Origin of the sequence: Chthoniobacter sp. (assembly GCF_040003245.1) — a bacterium.
Classification (GTDB): domain Bacteria; phylum Verrucomicrobiota; class Verrucomicrobiia; order Chthoniobacterales; family Chthoniobacteraceae; genus Chthoniobacter.
On the sequence record NZ_JBDUCX010000036.1, the window covers coordinates 1 to 22070 of the forward strand.

Annotated in this window: 19 protein-coding genes; 10 read left to right on the forward strand and 9 right to left on the reverse strand. The window is 63.0% G+C overall.

Annotated elements, in window-relative coordinates; translation table 11 throughout:
• The 6 genes from ABJF10_RS06870 to ABJF10_RS06895 all read right to left on the reverse strand — a co-directional run.
• Positions 1 to 2083 (reverse strand): FtsX-like permease family protein (locus ABJF10_RS06870; RefSeq protein ID WP_348543792.1); only part of this gene is annotated, 2083 nt, incomplete at its 3' end.
• A gap of 94 nt (positions 2084 to 2177) precedes the next feature.
• Positions 2178 to 2945, reverse strand: a complete 768-nt coding sequence (locus ABJF10_RS06875; protein WP_348543793.1) for an ABC transporter ATP-binding protein — start codon at positions 2943 to 2945, stop codon at positions 2178 to 2180.
• Complete coding sequence (locus ABJF10_RS06880) at positions 2912 to 3523, reverse strand: TetR/AcrR family transcriptional regulator (RefSeq protein WP_348543794.1); 612 nt, start codon at positions 3521 to 3523, stop codon at positions 2912 to 2914. The genes ABJF10_RS06875 and ABJF10_RS06880 overlap by 34 nt, the downstream gene beginning before the upstream one ends.
• A gap of 130 nt (positions 3524 to 3653) precedes the next feature.
• Positions 3654 to 4583 carry a ThuA domain-containing protein gene (locus tag ABJF10_RS06885; protein WP_348543795.1) on the reverse strand — a complete coding sequence of 310 codons (930 nt, stop codon included), beginning with the start codon at positions 4581 to 4583 and terminating at the stop codon, positions 3654 to 3656.
• On the reverse strand, positions 4580 to 6007 hold the full coding sequence (locus ABJF10_RS06890; RefSeq protein WP_348543796.1) for a DUF1501 domain-containing protein: 1428 nt from the start codon (positions 6005 to 6007) through the stop codon (positions 4580 to 4582). The genes ABJF10_RS06885 and ABJF10_RS06890 overlap by 4 nt, the downstream gene beginning before the upstream one ends.
• 13 nt (positions 6008 to 6020) lie before the next feature.
• On the reverse strand, positions 6021 to 8903 hold the full coding sequence (locus tag ABJF10_RS06895) for a DUF1553 domain-containing protein (protein WP_348543797.1): 2883 nt from the start codon (positions 8901 to 8903) through the stop codon (positions 6021 to 6023).
• Between the two features lie 848 nt (positions 8904 to 9751).
• On the opposite strand from ABJF10_RS06895, the gene ABJF10_RS06900 reads away from it, so the two are divergent.
• The 7 genes from ABJF10_RS06900 to dltB all read left to right on the forward strand — a co-directional run bounded on the left by ABJF10_RS06900 (position 9752) and on the right by dltB (position 16559).
• Entirely contained in the window at positions 9752 to 10285 is a 534-nt protein-coding gene (locus tag ABJF10_RS06900) for a sigma-70 family RNA polymerase sigma factor (protein WP_348543798.1), read from the forward strand.
• Positions 10272 to 11702, forward strand: a complete 1431-nt coding sequence (locus ABJF10_RS06905) for a DNRLRE domain-containing protein (RefSeq protein ID WP_348543799.1) — start codon at positions 10272 to 10274, stop codon at positions 11700 to 11702. Before ABJF10_RS06900 ends, ABJF10_RS06905 begins: the two co-directional genes overlap by 14 nt.
• A gap of 175 nt (positions 11703 to 11877) precedes the next feature.
• A complete protein-coding gene (dltD, locus tag ABJF10_RS06910) occupies positions 11878 to 13053 on the forward strand; it encodes a D-alanyl-lipoteichoic acid biosynthesis protein DltD (RefSeq protein WP_348543800.1) in 1176 nt (391 codons plus the stop codon).
• 110 nt (positions 13054 to 13163) lie between these two features.
• Entirely contained in the window at positions 13164 to 13406 is a 243-nt protein-coding gene (dltC, locus tag ABJF10_RS06915) for a D-alanine--poly(phosphoribitol) ligase subunit DltC (protein WP_348543801.1), read from the forward strand.
• Between the two features lie 4 nt (positions 13407 to 13410).
• Entirely contained in the window at positions 13411 to 13554 is a 144-nt protein-coding gene (locus ABJF10_RS06920) for a teichoic acid D-Ala incorporation-associated protein DltX (RefSeq protein WP_348543802.1), read from the forward strand.
• 3 nt (positions 13555 to 13557) lie between these two features.
• On the forward strand, positions 13558 to 15021 hold the full coding sequence (dltA, locus tag ABJF10_RS06925) for a D-alanine--poly(phosphoribitol) ligase subunit DltA (protein ID WP_348543803.1): 1464 nt from the start codon (positions 13558 to 13560) through the stop codon (positions 15019 to 15021).
• Complete coding sequence (gene dltB, locus ABJF10_RS06930; protein ID WP_348543804.1) at positions 15018 to 16559, forward strand: D-alanyl-lipoteichoic acid biosynthesis protein DltB; 1542 nt, start codon at positions 15018 to 15020, stop codon at positions 16557 to 16559. Before dltA ends, dltB begins: the two co-directional genes overlap by 4 nt.
• A 103-nt stretch (positions 16560 to 16662) precedes the next feature.
• Here dltB and ABJF10_RS06935 read toward each other — a convergent pair whose 3' ends face one another.
• The gene (locus tag ABJF10_RS06935) at positions 16663 to 17379 is read right to left on the reverse strand and encodes a PHP domain-containing protein (RefSeq protein WP_348543805.1); all 717 of its coding nucleotides are present in this window, start codon (positions 17377 to 17379) and stop codon (positions 16663 to 16665) included.
• Positions 17380 to 17470: 91 nt separating this feature from the next.
• On the opposite strand from ABJF10_RS06935, the gene ABJF10_RS06940 reads away from it, so the two are divergent.
• Positions 17471 to 18010, forward strand: coding sequence for a DUF1802 family protein (locus tag ABJF10_RS06940; RefSeq protein WP_348543806.1), 540 nt, complete (start codon positions 17471 to 17473; stop codon positions 18008 to 18010).
• Between the two features lie 104 nt (positions 18011 to 18114).
• Here the strand turns inward: ABJF10_RS06940 and ABJF10_RS06945 are convergent, their stop codons facing one another.
• Positions 18115 to 19317, reverse strand: a complete 1203-nt coding sequence (locus ABJF10_RS06945) for a glycosyltransferase 87 family protein (protein ID WP_348543807.1) — start codon at positions 19315 to 19317, stop codon at positions 18115 to 18117.
• Positions 19318 to 19468: 151 nt separating this feature from the next.
• Here ABJF10_RS06945 and ABJF10_RS06950 point away from each other — a divergent pair, with 151 nt between their 5' ends.
• Positions 19469 to 20149, forward strand: a complete 681-nt coding sequence (locus ABJF10_RS06950) for an HAD family hydrolase (RefSeq protein ID WP_348543808.1) — start codon at positions 19469 to 19471, stop codon at positions 20147 to 20149.
• On the opposite strand, the gene ABJF10_RS06955 is transcribed toward ABJF10_RS06950, so the two are convergent.
• Positions 20146 to 21141, reverse strand: a complete 996-nt coding sequence (locus tag ABJF10_RS06955) for a hypothetical protein (RefSeq protein WP_348543809.1) — start codon at positions 21139 to 21141, stop codon at positions 20146 to 20148. The two genes, ABJF10_RS06950 and ABJF10_RS06955, sit on opposite strands and share 4 nt — an antisense overlap.
• A gap of 99 nt (positions 21142 to 21240) precedes the next feature.
• Here ABJF10_RS06955 and ABJF10_RS06960 point away from each other — a divergent pair, with 99 nt between their 5' ends.
• Positions 21241 to 21789 (forward strand): hypothetical protein, encoded by a 549-nt coding sequence (locus ABJF10_RS06960; RefSeq protein ID WP_348543810.1) that lies wholly within the window; start codon positions 21241 to 21243, stop codon positions 21787 to 21789.
• Positions 21790 to 22070: the final 281 nt, after the last annotated feature.

Consider the following 22070-nt stretch of genomic DNA (forward strand, 5'->3'; position numbering starts at 1 on the left):
CGCGCAGCGTGGCCAGGTCGCGGCTGCGCTCGCTCAGGGCGATCCGCGCGCTGTTATAGACCACGCCGAAGCTCACGATGACCGCGAACGTGAAGTAGATCGTCGTGATCATCCCGATCATCTCACCCGTGCTCTTCTTGAAACTCGCGCGCACCGCTTCCTTGATGAAGACCCCCGCCACGCGGGGCGCTTCCTTCACCCGGGAAAGGAATTCATCCCAGTGATTGGTATCGACCGACAGATACGCGCCGCTGACCGTGCCGCCCTCGCGCATCAGCCGCCGGAGTGAATCGATCTCCATGTAGGCAAAGACCCCGGCGTAGTCGGTGATCGTCCCCTGGATCTTCGCCTCCAGCCGCGGCCGCCGTCCTTCCTGCACTTCGAGAATGATGGTGTCGCCAATCTTCGCGCCGAGGATTTCCGCCAGCTTGGCGGAGACGAGCAGGCCATTCGGCGGGAGCTCCACCGCGCGTTCCTTGTCATCGAGCAGGCGGTTGAGATAGGCATCGCGCGGCAGGCCGGTCACGCCGAGGCGGCGCGAGCGATGGCCAAAGCGCAGGCGCGCCGGCACGGTGCGGAACGGCTCGGCGATCATCACGCCCGGGAGGCTGCGGATATCGGTCAGCGCGCTCGCGGAGCCGGGCTCGATGAGGCTCACGGTCACGTTTTGCCGCTGGGCGACGTCCCACTGGATCGAGAGCAGATAGTGAATGCCGTCGCCCATGGCGCCAGGCACGATGGGAATGCCGGTGGCGAGCGCGAGGCCGAAGGCGGTGAAGAAGGCCTGCCACGGCTTGCGCTCGAGATTGCGCAAGGCCATGCGGAAGGTGGTGCTCATGAATCTCGACAGCCCGAGCCGCTCGATGATCGACGCCTTGTATTCCGCCGGCGGTTCCGGGCGCATCGCTTCGGCCGGCGGCAGCTTCACCGCCTGCCGCACCGCGCCGATCACCCCGAGGAATGCCGCGCCCGCACTCACGGCAAACGCGATGCCGAACATCGGCCAGTTGGGATGAAAGTGCAGTTCCGGAAAACGGAAGAAGCGATGATAGACCTGCACTACGCCGCGCCCGAGCAGCATGCCCGCGCCGCCCCCGACGAGCGTCGCCCCGGCCACGATGACGATGGCAAATTTCAAATAGTGCACGCCTACCTGGAACGAGGAATACCCGAACGCCTTGAGCTGCGCGATCTGCTCGCGTTGCAAGCGAATCAACCGCGTGAGCACCGCACTCGACATGAACGCGGCGATGCTTAGAAACACCGCCGGAAACGCCACGGAGAGCCCGCGCAGCACGCGCAATTCATCGCTGAGCCGTTGCGCGGATGGGTGATCGTGCCGGTCGTAGGCGACCAGCCCGCCGTAGGGCGCGAGCAATCGGTCGAGGTCCGCCATCACGCTCAGCGGATTGCCGCCCGGCGCGACTTTCACGAGCACGTTGTTGAAAGCGCCATCCAACTTGAACGTCTCCGACAGCCCCCGCTCGTTCATCCAGAATACGCCGAAGCGTTTGTTGTCCGGCAATGTCTCCCCGGGCCGCGCCTCGAAGACGTATTCCGGCGACAGCGCGATGCCCACGATCTTCAAGCGTTGCCGCGCGCCATAGATCGTCGCCACGATTTCATTGCCCGGCTCGAAGCCGTGCGCGTCGGCGAATGCTTCGCCAATCACGATCTCATTGGCCCGGCCGATTTCCGGCAGTCGCCCGCGCCGCAGATAGAGCAGGTGCAATTGCTGCGGCCGGTCGTCGGGCAGCGAGATCACCGTGGCGTCCGCGGGTTCGGGAAGGCCGGGGATATCGAGCTTGGCCGAGCCCGTGACGCGCGTCTCCACCGTGGCCACGCCTTCGATTTCCGCCAGGCGACTGCGCAAGGCATTCGGTGCGCGCTTCACGTCGCAAAACACGTCGGCGAAACGATGGTCCGTGTAATACGCGTCGCGCGTCGTCTCCAGCGAGAGAATGAGACTGCGCGCCATGATCATCATCGCCAGCCCGCACGCCATGACGACGCTCACCGAGATCATCTGGCCTTTCAATTTGCCGATGTCGCGGAAGAGCTTGAGGTCGAGCGGGGATAGCATGTGGGGAAAGTGCTTAGTGCTTAGTGCTTAGTGGCGAGTTGATGTGCATGGCGTTTTCTGACTGAGAACTAAGAACTGTGCACTAAGCACTTCATTACCAGGCCAGCGACCGCACCGGCCGCCGCGACTTGTTCTCCTGGATGTTCACGATCTGGCCGTCCGAAAGATGAATCACCCGATCCGCCATGTCGGCGATCACCGCGTTGTGCGTGATGAGGACGGTGAGCGTGCCGAGCGTCTGGTTCACGTGCTCGATGGCTTCGAGCACGGTGATGCCGGTCTTTACGTCGAGCGCGCCGGTGGGCTCGTCGCAGAGCAACACCTCGGGGCGCTTGGCGATGGCCCGCGCGATGGCCACGCGCTGTTGCTGGCCGCCGGACATCTGCGAGGGAAAATGGTCCATGCGATCGTCGAGGGCGACCAACGCCAGCGCCTCCTGCGGCGTCATCGGGTCGCGCGAAATCTCGGTGATCAGCGCCACGTTCTCCTTCGCCGTGAGGCTCGGGATCAGGTTGTAGAATTGGAAGATGAACCCCACCGAGTCGCGGCGGAACTGCGTGAGTTCGTCCTCATTGGCATGCGTCAGGTCGAGGTCCCGATAGGTCAGCGAGCCGTCGGTGGGGGCGTCAAGGCCGCCGAGGATATTGAGCAGGGTGGACTTGCCGCTGCCTGATGCGCCGAGCAGGACGATCAGTTCGCTCTCGTACAGGTCGAGGTCCACGCCGTCGAGGGCGCGAATCTCCGTTTCCCCGCTCGGATAGACCTTCGTCAAATCGCGCACCCGGAAAAGCGGTTCACGGGCCGGGTCCGGGCCGGTGGCGGGTGCGTTCAGGGTTGGGATTTCGGGCGTGGTAGTTTCCATTTGGCGACAAACCAATCGATCACTCGCAACATCGTTTTCTCCTCGGGCGGACCCAGGATCGGATCGTCGACCGTGGGAAAAAAGCCGCGGAGGGAGTGGAAAAGAATCTCGGAATCGGCGTCCGGCTCCACGGAAGGCAGGCTGCCGGTCTCGCGGCCCTCTTCGAGGATGGTGCGCAGATAACCGAAGACCGCCGCCACCGTTTCCTGGACCATCTCCGGCATCAGGCGCCGCACCGCCTTGGCCACTTCATGCATCGGCGCCTCCTCGCGCATCGCCCGCTCCGCGCGAAAACGCAAAGTGAGGAACTGCCGCAGCTTGTCTTCCGCGTGCACTGGCTGGCGAAGGACATTCACCAGTTCGTCGTGCATTTGCTGGCAATGTTCTGTCACCCAGGCGCGGATCAGCGCGTCTTTATCCGGGAAGAACTGATAGATCGTGCCGACGGCAATGTCGGTGTCCCGCGCGATCTCCTGCATGGTCGTCGCGCGAATGCCAAAACGCCCGAAACGGCGCCTGGCCGCGCCGAGAATGAGGGCGCGTTTGGAGTCTTTGCGACTATCGAGAAGCGGGGTCATGAAGAAATGAATATCGGAGTCGGATATTCATTTCGCACGTTTTGGACCGCTGTAAAGGGGGTTCCATTGGCTCCATTGCGAAATATGGCGATTTACGGCCCTTTTTTCGCATATCTCCCGCCGCTTTTGTTTACTGCGCCGGAGCCGGAGCAGGTGCTGCCGCCTTGGGCGGTGGCGCGGGCTTGAAGTCGAGATTGGTCGCCAGGTTGGCCGGGTTGAAAGTCACCGGCGCCCCCGCCGAGGGCACCTCCATCTTCGCCGCCCAGAGGATGCCATTGGTCACCAATCGGCGCTGGCTCTCGATCTGCCAGTTCCGGTGCAGATCGCAGCCGGTGTATCCGAAGCTCCGTCCGCCATTCGGCCGCTCGTAGGCCCAAGCGATGACCTCTGTGCGATCGGGGTGCGTCTTGGCGTCCGCGCTCGATCGCGATTTCTCAGGCACGGTGCCGGAGAGCAACGGTGTCACGCCCGGCGCAAAGTGCAGGTTGTACAGCCAGCCATCGAGCGGCGCGGCAAAGGCGGCGACGCCGCGCGTGATCGGGTGCGGCGGAAAATCGCTGAACTCCATGTCCCAATGCCCGCGGCAACCGATGTCCTTTTGAAAGGCCGCGCCCAGCCACGACTTCAGATCGTCGGCCTGCTCGTCGGGAATATCCACGGATTGATGCAGCATGACGAAGCCCGTGCCCGCATCCATGAGGCGCTTCACGTGAGCCCAGCGCTCGGGCTCGAGAAAGGGCAGCTTCACGCCGCCGTCGGCGTAGACCACGATCGCTTTGGCGCCGTCGAGGATCGCTTCATTTTTCGGCCAGCCTTCGGAGACGAGCACCGGCCACACACCCTTCGTCTGCTTGAGCCAATCCATCATCAGCGCGCAACCCGCGAAGTATTCGTGCTGGCCCGGTTTGTTGCTCACGCTGCCGGCGATGAGGACGATCTTGGCGAGCTTCGGGTCGGGCGAAGGTGCTTCCAGCGGCACGCGACGCTGCTCCTCCGTGAGGTCGGCGCGGGCGCCAAGGGTGAGAGCGAGAAGGGCGAGGAGGAGGGTGGGGGTTTTCATGCAAAGAGATCCTGGACGACGTGGCCGTAGACGTCGGTGAGACGGAAGTCGCGGCCCGCATAACGGTAGGTGAGCTTTTCGTGATCGAGCCCGAGCGCCGCGAGCACCGTGGCGTGGAGGTCGTGCATGTGCACCTTGTCCACGATAGCGTGATGGCCGAACTCATCGGTCTCGCCGTAGGTCACGCCGGGCTTGAAGCCGCCCCCGGCCAGCAGCACGCTGAAGCCGGCGGGATTGTGATCGCGGCCCGTGCCGTTCTTCTCCGCATACGGCGTGCGGCCAAATTCCGCGCCCCACCAAACGATCGTGTCTTCGAGCAGCCCGCGCTGCTTCAAGTCTTCGAGGAGCCCGGCCACCGGCTTGTCCACCGCCTTCGCGTGATCGCCGTGCTTCTTGAGATTCGAGTGCTGGTCCCACGCGGGATTGTTCGTGTTGTCGCCGTAGTTCACCTGCACGAAACGCACGCCCGCCTCGCACATGCGGCGCGCGAGCAGGCACTGCCGGCCAAAATTGTCCGTCTTGTCCTCGCCGATGCCATAGAGCGCCAGCGTCTCCGGGCTTTCGTTGTTGAAATCGAGCACCTCCGGCGCGGAACCCTGCATGCGCCACGCGAGCTCGTAACTATTGATCACCGCCTCGAGTTCGCTCTCGCCGGGCTTCTGCGCGATCTGCTCGGCATTCAAGTCGCGCAGCAAATCGAACTGCCGCTTCGCCTCCGCCGGCGTGCGGGCGGGCTGCAGATTGCGGATCGTCGCTTCCTTCGCCGGCACCCCCGCGCGACCGATCGGCGTGCCTTGATAAATCGCGGGCAGAAACGCGTTGCCGTAATTGCGCGGCCCACCGTTGCCGAGACTCGGGCTGATGCTGATGAAGCCGGGCAGATTGGCGTTTTCCGTGCCGAGCCCGTAGGTCACCCACGAGCCCATCGACGGGCGCACGAAATTCGTTGTGCCCGAGTGCAGAAACAGCGTCGCGGGTCCGTGGGCGATGCCCTCGGTGTGCATCGAGCGGACCACGCAGAGGTCGTCCGCGTGCTTCGCCATCTCGGGAAAAAGGTCGGACGCCCACAATCCGCTCTGGCCGTGTTGCGAGAAATTCCACAGCGGCTTCATCACGCGCATCTGCGGGCTTTTGCCCGTCTTGGCGATGCTGCGCAGGTCTTCGAAATCGAGCATCTTCCCGTCGTCCTCGATCAGGCGCGGCTTGTAATCCCACGAGTCCACATGGCTCACGCCGCCCTGCATGAAGAGGAAGATGATGCGCTTCGCACGCGGCTTGAAATGCGGCGGCTTGGGCGCGAGCGGATTCGGCGCCAGCGCGGCGCGTGCTTTCTCCTGGGCGGCGAGCCCGGCGAGCGCGAGATAACCAAAGCCGCAGCCGAGGGTTTGCAGCGCGGACCGGCGGGTGTGAAACGGGCTGTTCATGGCGGGATGGGAGTCAGTCAATGTAGCGGAAATCGAGGCAGGCGAAGAGCGTTTGTTGCAGTTCGGCCCATTGTTCGAGCGAAGGTTCGGCGCCGAGAAATCTTCGGCACTTCTCCAACTCGGCGCTGGATGGCGCGCGGCCGACCGTGCGGCGGAAGGTGGCGACGATGCGCTCGTCATTACTGCCGGACCCGGCGAGCGTGCGCTCCGCGGCCGCGCGGGCCTGTTCGACCACGAACGGGTGGTTGAGCAAAAAGAGCGCCTGTGGTGCGACGGTGCTCACGTTCCGCTGGCCGGTCGTGCTGTTGATGTCGCCGAAATCGAACGCCTCGAAGAGCTCCAGTCGCTTGTTGCGAAATGCCGGCGTATAAACGCTGCGGCGCGTGTCGGCGAAGACGTAGGCGTATTCAATGTTCTGCGCGGAAAAGTTGTTGGCATCAATGTCCCCGGCCCCGGCGATGTTCGGCCCGAGGTAGTCCAGCTTGAGCTGGCTGCTCACCGCCAGGATCGTGTCGCGCAATTGCTCGGCATCGAGCCGCCGGCGCATGGCATGGGCGAAGAGCCGGTTCTCCGGATCGGCCGGAGCGGACTTCGCCACGGCCTGCTGCCAGGTGCGCGAGAGGACGATCTCGCGAATGAGCCGTTTCACATCCCAGCCCTCGGCGACAAAGCGCGTGGCGAGATGGTCGAGCAATTCGGGATGCGACGGCTTCTCCCCGGTCGTGCCGAAGATATCGACCGTCCGCACGATCCCCGTGCCGAACAGCCACGTCCAGGCGCGGTTCACGAAGACGCGCGCGGTCAGCGGGTTCTGCCCGCTGGCGATCCAGTCGGCCAATTCCTTCCGTCCGCTTTCGTCCGGCGGAATGACCGGCTCGGTGGTCAGCGCGACATGCAGGAAACCGCGCGGCACCGTATCGCCGCGCTGCTTTTGCACGCCCCGCACGCGGATTTGCGTGTCGGCGATTTCCGCGTCGTCGTGCACGGCCATCGCCGTTTCGCGCGCCGGGCCCTCTTTCTTGATTTTTTTTAGTTCCGCCTCGAGCTGCTTGACCTGCTTCGCCGCGACATTCATCGCCGGATTCGCTTTGTCTTCCTTGCTCTCCGCGGCCGTCGCTTCGGACTCGGGCACGAGTTGCAGCGCGTCGACCGTTACGAATTTCGTCGTCCCTTCATTCGTGATTAACACATAGCCCGCGCCATCCTTCTCAAAGCGAAATTTGCCGAGCGAAATAAATCGTCCATCGATCGGTGGCACCATCGTCTCATCGACGAAAACCGCGTCCTCGCCGTCGGCGTGAAAGACGGTCACGCGCACATTGTCCGCGCGATCGCCGAAGTGCGAATAAGCGAGCCGCACGTCGTAGCGCCCCGACTGCGGGACGACCGGGCTGAACGTCACCGTCTTCTCGCCCTTCTCGATGTTGTTGTCGGTCAGGTAGCCCTCGCCGATGAAGCTGCCCACCGACCGCGAGTGTTTCCATTCGCCGACCACCTTGGCCTGCGTGTCGTCGATCACGATGCCGGGCAGGCTGCTCGCTGCGATGGATTTCCCGGGCTTTTCCGTGGCCACGCTCACGCCCTTGGAAACCTCGGCAAACGCCAACTTGGCGTCCGCGAGCTGCTTCTCCAGCGCGGCGACTTTCTGCTCGTGCTCGTGCAGCGCCGCCTCGGCCGGGCCGTCGCCGGGCAGGGGAGCGGAGATCCAGCGCGCGACATTTTCCGTGTAGCTGAGCAGCGTCCGCGTGGAGGCGAGGATGCCCGCCATGGCGTAGTAGTCGCGCTGCGGGATGGGATCGAACTTGTGGTCGTGGCACCGCGCGCAACCGATGGTCTGGCCGAGGAACGCCTTACCGATCGTATCGATCTGTTCGTCGATCACGTCGAAGCGCAGTTGCTGCTTGTCCTGCTCCTCATAATTCGTCGGGCCGAGCGAGAGGAAAGCCGTGGCCATCATGTTGCGGCGCTGCTCGGCGGGCGTCGCGCTGGGCAGCAGATCGCCGGCGAGCTGTTCGCGGATGAAGCGGTCGAACGGCACATTGGCGTTGAACGATTCAATGACGTAGTCGCGATAACGCCACGCGTCCTTGAAGAGCAGCGTGCGCCCGCCGCCGCTCGACTCGGCGAAGCGTGCCACATCCAGCCAGTGTCGGCCCCAGGCTTCGCCGAAACGCGGCGAGGCGAGCAATGCGTCGACGAGCTTCGCTGTCGCTTGCTCCCGATCCACGGCAGCTGCTTTCACAAACGCATCGATCTGCTCTGGCGTCGGCGGCAGGCCCACGAGATCGTAGTACAGCCGTCGCACGAGCACTTCGGGCGTCGCGTCGGGCGCAGGTTGAAGATGGGCGGCTTCGATCTTCGCGAGGATGAACCGATCAATATCTCCCCGCGGCCACGCGCTATCTTTCACCGCCGGCGCCGCTGGGTTCTGCACCGGCATGTAGCTCCAGAATTTCTTTCCCGCCTCGATGCTCAGGCCCACCTGCTTTTTCGTGGTCACGGCCACTTCGGTCGTCGCGGCGCCGCTCCGCGGATCGGGCGCGCCCATTTTCACCCACTGTTCGAGAATCGCGATTTCGTCGTCGGGCAGCTTGCGCTTCTCGGGCATCTGCAAGTCGCGGTCCTTGTAGCGGATCGCGGTCACGAGCAGGCTCTTTTCCGGTTCGCCGGGCACGATCGCCGGTCCGGTATCTCCGCCCTTCACCCAGCCCTCGCGGACGTCGAGCCGCAGGCCACCCTTCACTTTCTTATCCGGGCTATGGCACTCGTAGCAACGCTCCGTCAGCAGCGGCCGCACCTTCTTTTCAAAGAATTCGAGCCCGTCATCGGCCGCGACGGCGGCCCGCGCGCCCAGCGCGAGCACGGTAAGGGTCAGGACTGTCGTTCGGGGAAACATGCGAAGTCGTTCTGTCCTATAAGTCCAACGAGGGATTCTTTGGACAAAAATTCTTTGCGCACCCCTTCCGGGGCGATCTCCGCCCGCCCCTTGCCCGATATCAACAACCGCGAGGAGGGAGCCTTTGGCGGTAAAAGTGTCGCGTAGCCTATGTCTTGAGAAAATTTGTCGCAATGGAGCCAACAGAGCCAATGGAGCGATGCACATTTTGCGCCGAGTTATGCGACACTTCCCCGCATGAACTTCAACTCGATTCCTCCATCCAAACGGGTGAAAAGCACGCGGCTGCCTCGACCCTCCGCGTCCAGCCGCAGCCCGCCAACCAAAAGGCGGCTGGCAGGGTTCCGAGAACGGCCAGTCCAGAGCAATCGTGCCTGGTCGTGCCTAATCGCGCCTCTTTTTTTGTCATTGCGCTTCGAAAATCAACCTGCGTCAAGGTGGCTTAAGCAGGGCGGGTAAAGGCCGATCAAGGTAAATCAAGGCATTCAAGGTGCGAAAGAATTGGCGGCATTACCGGGAAAATCCGCCCCCGAAGATGCATACCAAGGTGCCCCGGCGGCGAAAAAAGCAGCCGATTTAAGGTGCCTTAAGCCCTCATTAGCCGATTTAAGGTGCGAGTTTTTTTAAACAGGCCTTGGTCACCAATGGACCCGGCATCCGGCATCTCATTCTCCATCGCAGGTGATCGCGAATGGCGATCAAGCCGAATCAAGGTAAATCAAGCCTTATCAAGGCTCTCAAGCCTCTGAAATCCTCCCACGCGTGCTTGTCGCTCAACGAAGCCCCCAAAAAACTTTGTCCAGATAGAGCAATGTAAGGACTTATCTGTAAAAGCCCCCCAAAAAACCATGTCTCCACCCGACCGCGCCGAAGAATTCGTCTTCCTGCTCGCCCGCCACGAGCGGCTCCTTGGCGCCTATGTGATGACCATGGTGCCGCACCCGCAGGACGCGGACGATATCCTCCAGGAGGCCAAGGTCGTGATGTGGCGGAACTTCGCGAAATTCGAAGTGGGCACCAACTTCGGCGCCTGGGCGCGCAAGGTGGCCTTTCATCAGGTGCTCGCCTATCGCAAGCGCAAGCACCGCGACCGCCTCGATTTCAGCGAAGATTTCCTGCGCACGGTGTCCGACGAGGTCGAGCAGAACGCCGACCGACTGGAGCAGCGCGAACGGGTGCTGCACGATTGCGTAGCCAAGCTGCCGCCGGAGCATCGCGACGCGCTGCATCTGCGTTATCAAGAAGGCCTTTCGCTCGACGACATGGCCACGCGACTGGAGCGCACCGTCGGCGCGCTTTACCGCCTCCTCAGCCGCGTCCGGCACGTGTTGCACGACTGCGTGTCCAAAAACCTCAACCGTCCCGAAAATGAACCCGCCTGATTCCCAAGTAGAGCTGCGCGAACTCTGCGACCGCCTGCTCGATGGCAACTTTTCGCCGGAAGACCGTGCGCGCCTGGAAGCACTCGTGCTCGGCGACCCGGCGTTGCGCCGCCGGTATGTCGAGATCATGCACCAGCACGCCGCCTTGCGGCAGAACGCCAGCCGGCTCGGCGATGTGCCGCTGTCCGAGGTGCTCCAGATGTCGCCGGATGAACCTGCAAAAAAGGTGATCCGCTTTCCACGCTGGCCGCTGCAACTGGCCGCTGCCGTGGTGCTTGGATTTGGAATCTGGTTGCTGGTCCCGCATCCGGCGGAGAAGCCACTGGCCACGCTCGTCGAGACCAACGGTGCGCGCTGGGACAATTCCTCGCTGCCCACCGTGCCCGGCTCGCCGCTACGCGCGGGCCGCTTGCGACTGGAGAGCGGCGTCGCCCGGCTCGTCTTTCAAAGCGGCGCGGAAGTCTCCCTCGAAGGCCCGGCGGAATTGGAACTGCAAGGGCCGAATGCCTGCTTTCTCCACTCCGGCGCGCTCACCGCCCACGTGCCGGTGCAGGCGCGCGGCTTCATCGTCGGCACCGCCCACGCCCAGTTGATCGATCACGGCACGGATTTCGGCATCAGCGCCGATCCCGGTGGCCGCGGCCAGGTGCAGGTCTTGAAAGGGGAGGTGGAATTGCGCCACGACCGCAGCGGCGAAACCCGCCGCCTCCAGACGCATGAATCGGCGGCCATCACCCCCGATCGCTTCACGCAAACGCATGGCGGAGAGGGTGAACCGGACCGCTACGCCTTCGTCCGTCCCAACAGCGTGCCGCATCCCACCACGCTCACCCTCACCACCGCCGGCGGCGCGGGTGACGCCGCCTACGTCGTTTCGCCAAATAGCCCGATCCATTTCTCCGACACCCTGTTGCTCGTGAAGAACGCACCCACCAAAGGCTACCGTCGCAAAGCCTATCTCCGCTTCGATCTCACCCCCTTGCGCGAACGACACGTGGCCGAAGCCTCGCTGACCCTCAACTTCGAATCCACCGGCTTCGGTTACGCCTCGCTCACCGGCGAATGCACGTTTGCCGTCTACGGCCTCACGGACGATGCACAGGACGATTGGTCCGCCGAGACGCTCTCCTGGGAAAACGCGCCCGCCTTTTCGCCGGATGCCGGCACGGTGGATCCCGGCCGGGCGGTCAAGCTCGGCACATTCACCACGCCGCGCGGAGTAGTCAGCGGCACCTTCGCCGTTGAAGGTCAGGCACTTGCGGGATTTCTCAACGCCGACGCCAATCGCCGTGCGACCCTCATCGTCGTCCGCGAAACCTCCGAGCCGGGAAACAACGCCGCCGTCCACGGCTTCGCCGGCAACCACCACCCCACGCTTGCGCCGCCCACGCTAAAGCTCACGCTGGCGGACCGTTAAACAGGCCTCAATAGGCCCGTCGCCGCCCAAGCCTCTGGAAATCAGGTTTCCCAGCCCTCATCGCCCGCGAACCATTCATTTGCCTTGAGTTCCCGACTATCCGGCTCATAATAGCAGGCCCGTGAAAACTGGATCCCCCTCCCAGAGAAACCACTTGACCGCTTGCGCCACCGCGATGGCCATCGGCCTCGTTGCGCTGGTGTCGGGTTTGCTTTATTGCAACAGCATCGAGCAGCGTTACGTCCACGCGCTCGCCCCGGACTTGTCTGAGGTGAAGCTGCACGGCGTCGTCCTCCAAAAGAGGGCCTTCGCCCAGCCCGATTTGCTCGTGCTTTACGGCAGCTCGGAACTGGCCAAGGAAATGCCGAACAATGCCGCCCAGTTTTTTCAGGATTACCCCACGGGCTTCCGCGTTTTCCCGGTGGGCCAGCCGGGCACGACGTCGCTCGCCGTGCTCCAGAAAGTCGCCGCGGTCGGCAAGGGCATCGCAGGCAAGAAGGTCGCGTTTTCCATGTCGCCGGGCTGGTTTTTCACCGAGGCCTTCGACCCAAAATGGTACGAGGGCAATTTCTCGCATCTCCAGGCATTTGAACTCGCCTTTAGCAGCGACCTGAGCCGCGGGCTCAAACGTGACATCGCCCGCCGCATGCTCGATTATCCGAAGACGCTCGATAACCAGTGGTTGCTCGAGTTCACCCTCCGGCGGCTCGCCGGCAATAGCCCGCTGGATCGCAGTCTCTACGCCGCCATCTGGCCACTGGGGCAATTGCAAAATGCCATCGGCCGCGCGCAGGATCATTTCGAAGCCACGCTGCATATCCTCGACGAAGACGCGAAGCTGAACGCGCTGGACGGGTCGGCGCCGCGCGGCTTGCACGCGCTCAATTGGAACACGCTCGTGAAACGCGCCGCCCAATTCGCGGTGAACAAATCCGCCCTCCAGGCCAAGCGCAACGAAGTCACCCGCAAGCGCCAGAAGTACGCGTCCGCTCACCTCACGACTGCCATGCAGACGCAGAACTTCGTCAAGATGGTCAAGAACGCCAAGGAATGGACCGACCTCGAATTGCTCCTGCGCACCTTTGGCGAGCTCGGCGCCCAGCCGCTGCTCCTCAGCATGCCCGTGGAAGATATCCGGCTCGAAGTCTACGGCGTTTCGCCCGAGGCGCGGACCGCTTATTTGCGCCGCCTGGATGAAACCGCCGCCCGCTACGACGTCGCCCTGCTCGACTTCCGCGAGCACCAGCAAGACCCCTCTTTCCTCGTCGATTTCCTCGACCATCTTAGCCCCCAGGGCTGGCTCTATTACAACAAGGCGCTCGATGATTTCTATCACGAGCGCGAGGACTGAACGCCGGCCATCTGCCCGCGAAATTGCTCGAAAGCCCGCCCGCTGGACCTATATTCCTTCAGAGTTCCCGGGCGATATTGCCTCTCGCTCCCTTATTCCCAACTCCTCCCATGTCCACTTCCACCCGCTTGCTCGAAGTCCTGAAAAACGTCGCCGAGACCGACGAGGTTGAGCGCAACCTCGACCTGCCGCTCTACGATTCTCAAGTGCTCGACTCCATGAAAACCGTCGAGCTGATGGTCGCCATCTCCGCGGAGTTCGGCGTCGATATTGCCCCGGCGGATTTCGAGCGTGAAAAGTGGGCGACGCCCCGCCTCATCATCGCCGACCTGGAAACCCGGATCGCGAGTTGAGGCCATGGAGGTGCCGCACTTCTTTCAACGTCCGGCCATCCGCCAGACGCTGCTGGTGCTCTACTATCTCGGCATCATCGCCGCGCTGATCTATCTCTACGGACGCGGGGATTTCTCCACGCCGCCTTTCGTTTACCAGGGTTTCTAAGCCGTGGACCTGCTCGCGAGAATCGATCACTGGGGAACCGTCGCTCCCGACCGCCCCGCGCACATCAGCGAAGGCCGCACGCTGACCTATGGCGAGTTGCGCGCGCAGTCCGACGCGCTCGCCTCCTGGCTCTCGGAGAAGCTGGGCGACAATCGCGCGCCCATCGCCGTCATCGGCCACAAGGAAAACGAGATGCTCGTTGCCTTCCTCGGCGCGGTGAAGAGCGGGCGGCCCTACGTCCCCATCGATCTTTCCATTCCCCCGCAACGCGCTGAGCGCATCGTGCAAAACGCGGGCGCCGCTCTCACCCTCACGCCTGCCGCGGTGCGCGAAGCCCTGGCCGCTCCCCGCGCCACGGCCAAGCCGAAGCCCGTCACCGGCGAGGATCCCTACTACATCATCTTCACCTCCGGCAGCACCGGCGAACCGAAGGGCGTGGTCATCACGCTGAACTGCCTCACGACGTTCGTGATCTGGACGCTCGGCGAGCAGAAGTTCCCCGAGCTGGATGAGACCTTCCTCAATCAGGCGCCATTCTCCTTCGACCTCTCGGTCATGGATCTTTACTCCAGCCTGGCCAGCGGCGGCACGCTCTTCAGCATCACCAAGGAAGCCATCGCCAATCCCAAGGTGCTTTACCAGGCATTCACGAATTCCAGCATCACCACCTGGGTTTCGACGCCGTCTTTCGCGCAGATGTGTCTCGTGGAAAAAACCTTCGGCCCCGCGATGCTCCCGCAGATTCGCCGCTTCTGGTTCTGCGGCGAAACGCTCGCCAACGAAACGGCCGCCCAACTCCTCGACCGCTTCCCCGACGCCGAAGTCTGGAACACCTACGGCCCCACCGAGGCGACCGTCGCCACCACCTCGATGCGCGTCGATCGCAAGGTGATTGCCGAACACGCGCCGCTGCCCGTTGGTTACGAGATGCCCGGCACGCGCATCGTCATCATGGACGAAAAGCGCGCCTCCGTGCCCGAGGGTGAACGCGGTGAGATCGTCATCATCGGCCCGAACGTCAGCCCCGGCTACCTCGGTCGCGCCGATCTCACGGAAAAAGCCTTCTTCGCCACCGACGGCACCCGCGCTTATCGCACCGGCGACTGGGGCCGCATGCGCGGCGGGCTCGTCTTTTTCGAGGGCCGCATGGATGGCCAGATCAAGTTGCACGGCTATCGCATCGAGATCGGCGACATTGAGTCGCATCTCCGCAACCTCCCGCAGATTTCCGACGCCGTCGTGCTCGTCGTCGAGAAGAACGGCAAGCCCGATTCGCTGGCCGGCTTCGTCGTCTTGCGCGAGCGCGGGGCCGGTTCCGATTTTGAAATCTCTCTCCAGTTCAAGAAGCAGCTCGCCGAACGCCTGCCCGCCTACATGGTGCCGCGGAAGTTCTGGTTCCTCGAGGCCTTCCCCATGACGGCCAACGGCAAGGCTGATCGCCGCAAGCTCGCGGAATTGCTCAAGTGAAGCCCTTCGCGGACTTCACATTTTTCGGGCTGCTGCTCTACGTCGCCATCCCGGCGATCCTCCTCGGCCTGTTCGGTCGTTGCAACGCGCGCTTCACCATCGTCGCCACGCTGGCCTTTGTCGGCCTGCAGTTTAGCGAATATCTCGAGGTGCGCCCCGGCTACTTCGTCCGGGAAATCTGGATCGTGCTCGGCTACGCCGCGTGGCAATGGGCGCTGGCCGCGGCTTTCCTGCGCTGGAAACCGCGCGGCGCCTTTTCGGGCGCGCTCATCCTCGCCATCCTTCCGCTCGCCGTCGCGAAGTACTTGCCGCAGATCGCGCCGCAGACCGCCTTCGGCTTCTTCGGCATCTCCTACGTCACCTTCCGCGCGCTCGATGTCGTCTTCAGCATCCGCGACCGCGTGGTCAAGGAAGTGCCCCCCGTCACCTACTTCGCCTTCCTCTTTTTCTTCCCCACCGTTTCCTCGGGGCCCATCGACCGCTTCCGCCGCTTCTCGCAGGACTGGCAGCGCCGCCGCAACCGCGACGAATTCCTCAACGACCTCGATACCGCCGTCCAGCGCCTCTTCCGCGGCTTCCTCTACAAGTTCATCATCGCCGCCCTCATCGAGAAGTACTTCGTCGACCGCTTCAGCACCGGCGGCGCGGCCCACATCGTGGGCTACATGTACGCCTACACCTTCTATCTGTTCTTCGATTTTGCGGGCTATAGCGCCTTCGCCATTTCCATCAGCTACCTCCTCGGCATCCACTCGCCGGAGAATTTCAACAAGCCTTTCCTCGCGCCAAACATTCGCGACTTCTGGAACCGCTGGCACATCTCGCTTTCCTTTTGGTTCCGCGATCACATCTACATGCGCTTCCTCCTCGCGGCGGCGAAAGGCAAGTGGTTCAAGAACAAGCACACGGCTTCCTACGTCGGCCTCTTCCTCACCTTCGGCCTCATGGGCCTGTGGCACGGCACCGATTGGTATTACCTCCTTTACGGCGTCTACCACGCCACCTTGCTCTCCGGCTACGATTGGTTTGCCCGCTGGAACAAGACCCGCAACTACCTCACCGGCGGCCGCGGCTGGCAGGTGGTGAACATCCTCCTCACCTTCCACTCCATCGCCCTCGGCCTCCTGCTCTTCTCCGGGCGGCTCGTGCCCAAGCCGCTGCCCCCGCGCGAAGAAGTCGTGGAAAAGCTCACCTGCCAGGAGATCTCCGGTTACATCTGGAATCGCCAGACGCCAAACACCCCCGCCACCCTGGACATCTCCATGGACGGCCACATCATCGGCCGCGTGGTGGCCAACGAAATGCGCGACGATCTCCTCGATCGCGGCTACGGCACCGGGAAATACGGCTTCCACTTCGCCCTCCCGCCCGCCGCGCGCGACGGACACGAGCACTGGGTGTTCCCCGTCATCGTCGGCACTCCGCCCCGGATGATCAGCGGCCCCGACATCCCCGAGCAGCCCTACATCGTCCACTGCCCCACGCCCGAAGCCGCCGAAACGCCTCCGGCCGCCACGCCAGTCCCCGCGCCGCGCTAGGAAGACAATGAGAGTGGGAGACAGAGCGCTCTCCGATTGTCCCATTGTCCCCCTGTCTGATTGTTTCTTCGTCCTCTGCGCCTCCGCGCCCTCTGCGGTTCCCTTAGCCGTTGCCGCGCTTCGCCGGCGGCTTGTGCACACGCTTCCGCCGCAGCCGCAGCCAGTTGTTCCACGTCTTCCGCAACGCATCCTTCGGCGACAGATAGCGCTGGTTCAGCTCCGTCCCTTTGCTGATCTGCCCGAGGATGCCCTTCACCGAAAAATCGTCCGTGTGCAGGATCGTGTAAGCCGTACCGATCGCCGATTCGTGATGCGCATCGCTGCCCGCCGTCATCGGTAGCTTCTTCATCGTCGCGTATTCGAACGCCTGGGCGTTGTACCGCTTCAGCGTCGTCGCCGCGTTGAAGACTTCCAGCCCGTCGATCTCCAGCACATCGAGCACCGATTGCCGGATGCCCGCGCGAAACATGTCGTACGGATGCGGCGGAATCGCCAGCCCACCCATGCCGTGCACGATCTTGCAGACCTCCGCCGCCGGCGTGCCCTTCAGGTAGGGCAGGATCACCCCCAGGCACAGCAGGTGCCCTTCCGCCGTCGTCACCTCGACCCCGGGAATGATTAGAAAATTGTCCACCGGCAGCCCGTCCTCCCGCACCAGCCCCTTGTCCAGCAGGTAGCGGCAGCCATCCGAAGTATTGTGGTCCGTCAGCGCAAAACCATGCAGCCCCTTCTTCCGTGCGGAAGCGATCAACGCCTCGGGACTGCTCACGCCGTCGCCCGAGTACCACGAATGGCAATGGAGATCGATGTTGTAGGCCATGGGCGAAAGGATGCGGTGGGATTTTCGCGGGCGAAAGAAAAATGGCGCGAAATCTCAACGTCGTTCATGGTCTGCACCTCCTCTATTTCCCATGTTTGCGTTTAAAGAATGGACCCTCATCTGTGAAGCTCTCGGCCACGGCGCCCAGAGCATCATCATCCGCAAAGGCGGCATCGCCGAGGGCCGCGACGGCTTTCGTTTCAAGCACCCCGACTTCCTCCTTTTCCCCACGCTCTTCCACGAGCAAGTCGCCAAGCTCAAGCTGCCGCCCACCACGCCATTGCCCGCGGCGCGGGAAGATGGCCAGCACGCCGTGAGCTACGCCGCCCACGTCGAGTGGACGCGCGACATCACCGACTGGGAGAAGGTCAAAGCCCTCGCCCCCTTCCATCTGTGGACCGAAGCCGAAATCGAAAAGCGCTACCGCCAGGACGATGCACCCGGCGTGAGCCTCGCTTTCGTGCGCATCTCCCGCCTCAGCCAGTCGCTCATTTTCCCCGACGCCCCGAAATACGGCGGCTGCCGCTCCTGGATCGAATTGCCCGATCTGCCCGCCGGGACTTCGCTGATTCCGGTAGTCGACGACGCCACCCACGCCACGCGAACGGAGGAAGTGAGGGCGGTGATTTAAAAACCGCGGAGGCGCGGAGGCGCAGAGGACGGCAGATCGCAATCTCCGGTTCTTCTCTCCGCGCCTCCGCGTCTCCGCGATTCACTATTCCGCGCTCCGAGTCGCTAAACCGCCTGCGCCCCCAACTCGACTTCCGCCCTGGTGCCCACCGGCCGCGCGTGCCACGCGAGAAACGCTGCCAGCACCAGCCAAGGCAACACCAGCGCCCAGGTCCATTGCCCCGCGATGGAATGCACGGTGAAACCCTGCCGCCACGGCATCTTCCCGCCCGAAATCGCGTTGTAGAAAACGAACAACCCCACGCTGCTCGCCGCCGTCAGCCACGCGTACCAGCGCTCATTCGCCACCAGAAAGCAGGGCATGATCCACGCGAGATATTGCGCCCCGAATCCCGGCGCGAAGACAAAGAACACCGCCCAGATCAAGGCGAGCGTCTGGAAGATCTCCAGCGGTTCCGCCTTCCGCCGCCGCCACGCGATGGCCAGCGCCAGCACCACGATGAGCAACTTCAAGCCGGTGATGATCGCCGCCTGCGCGGGCGTCGTCTCCGCGAAAGCGATATTGCGCAACGCCGGCAGGCCGGTGAGTCGCAATCCGTAGGTGATCCCCCACACGCCCCAGATGCTGCCGTAGCCGAGCACGTCCTTGAGGAAAATCGTCGGGATGGCGAGAAGCGGATACGACCATCCCACCAGCACCGTCAGCGCCGCGGGAATTGCGAAGCGCAGCGCCTCTCGCCGCTGCCAGCACACGAAGAAAAACGCCGGCGCGAGGATCAGCGGGATGATCTTGATATTGCACGCCAGGCCCAGGCACAGCCCGCAGAGCGCGGGCCGGTTCATCGCACAGGCGATCCCTGCGAGCAGGACCCCGAGCGCCATCACCGAATCCACATTGCCGTGATATCCGGAGACCATGAAAGCCACCGGACTCGCCGCATAGATGCCCAGAGCCCACCACAACGGACGCCCGGTCTTCTCCTGGAACCACAACAGCGCGATCACCCCGAAGAAGTCCGCGAAGATCGCCGGCAGCCGCAGATAGAAAACGAAGAACGGCTTGGCATCCGCCTCATTGTCCGCCGCCCCGGAGAGCGAGTAGCACAGCTCCGAAAACCAGCCAACCAGCGGCGTATGGTTGAAGAAAGGCGTCGCCTTGTACATCGCCAGCAACCCCTCCTTATGGATGGTCCCGGCGAACTGATAGAAAAAGACGACGTCCGAGCTGCCGATCGTGGTAGCCGCGCAATAAATCTTGGCAGCCAGCGCAGCGACCGCGAGCAGCAGCACGACGGTACGGGGTTTCATGAGCCCCTGTCCTTTAGCACGGCCTGTGCCCTGCTGCCCGGCGTTCGGCGTTCGGCGTTGGATGTTGGATGTTGGATGTTGGATGTTGGATGTTGGCTCCGCTCCACCCCCAGCCTTGCCTTCCCCCACTCCCCCCGCCCATCCTGCCCCCTTGGAAAAGAAACTCCTCCTCTTCGACATCGACGGCACCCTCCTCACCTCCGGTGGCGCGGGCGAGCGCGCTTTGCGCCGCGGCTTTCGCGACCGCTTTGGCATCGAGGATGACCTGGGCAGAATCGAGATCGCCGGTCGCACCGACTCCGGCATCGCCCGCCAGATGCTCGCTTATCACGGCCTGCCCGAGACACCCGAAAACCTCACCGCCTTTTTCGACGGTTACCTGCACTTCCTCGCCGAGGAATTGCCATCCTCTCCCGGTACCCTGCTCCCCGGCATCCTCCCGCTGCTCGAGGCCCTGAAACCCCGCACCGATATCGTCCTCGCCCTCCTCACCGGCAACCTTGCGCGCGGCGCGGAGATCAAGCTCACCCACTACGGCGTGTGGCACTATTTCGAGTTCGGCGCCTACGCGGACGATCATCACGACCGCAACCAGCTCGGTCATTTCGCCCGCCAGCGCGCATTGGAAAAACACGGCGTGGAATTTCCACCCGCCCGCATCTACGTCCTCGGCGACACCCCGCACGATATCTCCTGTGCCCGCGCCATCGGCGCCAAGGCGGTCGCGATTGCCACCGGCAAGTTCACCGTCGGGGAACTCGGCGGCCTGTCCCCGGATTTTCTTTTCACCGATCTCAGCGACGTCCCGGCGGTGCTGAAGATCTTCCGCTAGCTCACTGCCGGACGCGGAAAATAGCGCCGCAGATAAATCAGATAGCCGAGGAACGGCAGCGACGCGGCCAGGGTGAACCACGCCATGGTCTGCCCCTTCAGGAAGGTCATCTTTTGCATCATGGCGACCTGCTGTTCCGAATAACCCGCCAGCGCGTACAATTCACTCACGTCATGCCGGAGATAGGTCGTGAAGGCCGATAGAGTGAAGATGCCCATGGCGATCAGGACGATCCACCAGCCTCGCGTCTCCAACTTGTAGAGCGCCCGGGCGCAATACCCAAAGACGAGCGCCAGCAAAACGTACAGCCCTGATCCCACCGGGCCCGTGACAAACATTCCGAAAACCGGGATGGCCCCATGATAGGCCACCGCCACGAACAGCATCATCGGCGCCGAAAACGCCAGCCAGATGCTAATCGCAATCACCGGCAGCGGACTGCGATCGGTCCATCGCTCCACCGGGTCGTAAGCCTCACACGTCGCCTTCACATGCTTGCTGCGGTAAAAGAGCACCCACGCACCCGGCATGATTACATAGATGACGGTTATCATGATGAAGATGATCACCAAGGGCACCCATGTCGCCACGGATGTAGCCTCCGGTTGGCCCGCGGGGTGAGGCTGCGCCATCGCCATGGCTTGCGGCAGGATGAACGCCAGGAAGCCGAGCGAGATCACGCCCATGATCAACCAACTCCACGAGAAGATTAGCAGTAAGGCCCGCGCCCAACGGCGAGCCATCATCGAGCCGATCCCCAGCCAAACAAGCACCGCGGCCAAAGCGGCATACATCAATGCTGCAGGGAGAAGCATTTGCGTATTCTGCTGAGGGGTGCCTTGCGGCGCCATCGCCTGGCCGAAATACATCAGTGGCACGAGGAGCGCGCACAGCCCGCCCAGCAGGGCCGTGAGGACACCAAAGACGACGAGCCCGGTTTTCCGGTCCTTGAACCCGTTCGGCGGGCCAGCCGTTTCCGTGGGGGGAGTCATGGGCCGATGCTGGAGGCCTCCTTTCCGAGTGTCAATCGCCTCAGAGAGCGGGCATGATTTGGCTTTCCAAAGTGCGTAGTTTCCGGCAGGGAATCCCGCATGAACAGGTTTGGACTCCTTTCGGTACTGTTTCTCGTGGCGACCCTTACGGCACAGGGCCAGGCCCCCGCGACGAGCAAGAGCGTGTATCTCGACGCCGTGGAATCCACCGGCAGCTCGAAAACGGTCAACCATTGGCGCGACATTTCCGGCAACTACAGCCAGACCAAGACCAGCTCGCGGGAACTGGCCATCACCGTGCGCAACATGTCCGCGCTCCCGGGCGAGTTTGAGCTCGAGTGGTATTTCTTTGGCAAACCGGCCAGCGGGTCGGGCCGGTTCCTCTACGACAAAGGGAGCAAGAAAATGACGGTGTCCCCGGGCGCTTCGGAAAAGGTCGCCATCGATTCCAAGGAACTCTCCAACCACACCGTTCGCGATTACTATTACTGGGGCTACAACTACAGCTCCGGCGACAAGGCCGATGGGTGGATCCTTCGCGTCAAGGTCGGCGAGGAAGTGGTGCGCGTGAAGGCTTCGAACCCGCTCCTCGAGCAATTAGCCGCGGACGAGGCCGGCTTCGCCAAGCTCACCAGGAGCAAGAAATAGGCAGGGCGTGCGGCTGGGTCAGTATCGCAATAGGGAGTGCGATTTTGCTTGACTTTTGCTCCCTTAGCGGCTAGCATGCTGCGGCAAAGATGGAGAGGTGGTCTTCGCGGAAAGAGAGCGTGGTTGGACGAGACATTGATTCGATGATCCCAGACGAATTGGACTTATTATCTACACGAGACGGCCTGTTCCGACGGCGGAGCAGGGGGGCCGGGTATTTACATACCTCCGAGTATGCCCCTGCCAGAGTAGTTCCGACTAGTTCCGACCAAATCCGACTC

Coding starts and splice junctions, on each gene's coding strand:
- ABJF10_RS06940 (WP_348543806.1), top strand. CDS start 17,471: ATGTTTGCGTTTAAAGAATGGACCCTCATCTGTGAAGCTCTCGGCCAC.
- ABJF10_RS06895 (WP_348543797.1), bottom strand. CDS start 8,903: ATGTTTCCCCGAACGACAGTCCTGACCCTTACCGTGCTCGCGCTGGGC.
- ABJF10_RS06945 (WP_348543807.1), bottom strand. CDS start 19,317: ATGAAACCCCGTACCGTCGTGCTGCTGCTCGCGGTCGCTGCGCTGGCT.
- ABJF10_RS06890 (WP_348543796.1), bottom strand. CDS start 6,007: ATGAACAGCCCGTTTCACACCCGCCGGTCCGCGCTGCAAACCCTCGGC.
- ABJF10_RS06900 (WP_348543798.1), top strand. CDS start 9,752: ATGTCTCCACCCGACCGCGCCGAAGAATTCGTCTTCCTGCTCGCCCGC.
- ABJF10_RS06920 (WP_348543802.1), top strand. CDS start 13,411: ATGGAGGTGCCGCACTTCTTTCAACGTCCGGCCATCCGCCAGACGCTG.
- ABJF10_RS06960 (WP_348543810.1), top strand. CDS start 21,241: ATGAACAGGTTTGGACTCCTTTCGGTACTGTTTCTCGTGGCGACCCTT.
- dltC (WP_348543801.1), top strand. CDS start 13,164: ATGTCCACTTCCACCCGCTTGCTCGAAGTCCTGAAAAACGTCGCCGAG.
- ABJF10_RS06905 (WP_348543799.1), top strand. CDS start 10,272: ATGAACCCGCCTGATTCCCAAGTAGAGCTGCGCGAACTCTGCGACCGC.
- ABJF10_RS06935 (WP_348543805.1), bottom strand. CDS start 17,379: ATGGCCTACAACATCGATCTCCATTGCCATTCGTGGTACTCGGGCGAC.
- ABJF10_RS06885 (WP_348543795.1), bottom strand. CDS start 4,583: ATGAAAACCCCCACCCTCCTCCTCGCCCTTCTCGCTCTCACCCTTGGC.
- ABJF10_RS06875 (WP_348543793.1), bottom strand. CDS start 2,945: ATGGAAACTACCACGCCCGAAATCCCAACCCTGAACGCACCCGCCACC.
- dltD (WP_348543800.1), top strand. CDS start 11,878: ATGGCCATCGGCCTCGTTGCGCTGGTGTCGGGTTTGCTTTATTGCAAC.
- ABJF10_RS06880 (WP_348543794.1), bottom strand. CDS start 3,523: ATGACCCCGCTTCTCGATAGTCGCAAAGACTCCAAACGCGCCCTCATT.
- ABJF10_RS06955 (WP_348543809.1), bottom strand. CDS start 21,141: ATGACTCCCCCCACGGAAACGGCTGGCCCGCCGAACGGGTTCAAGGAC.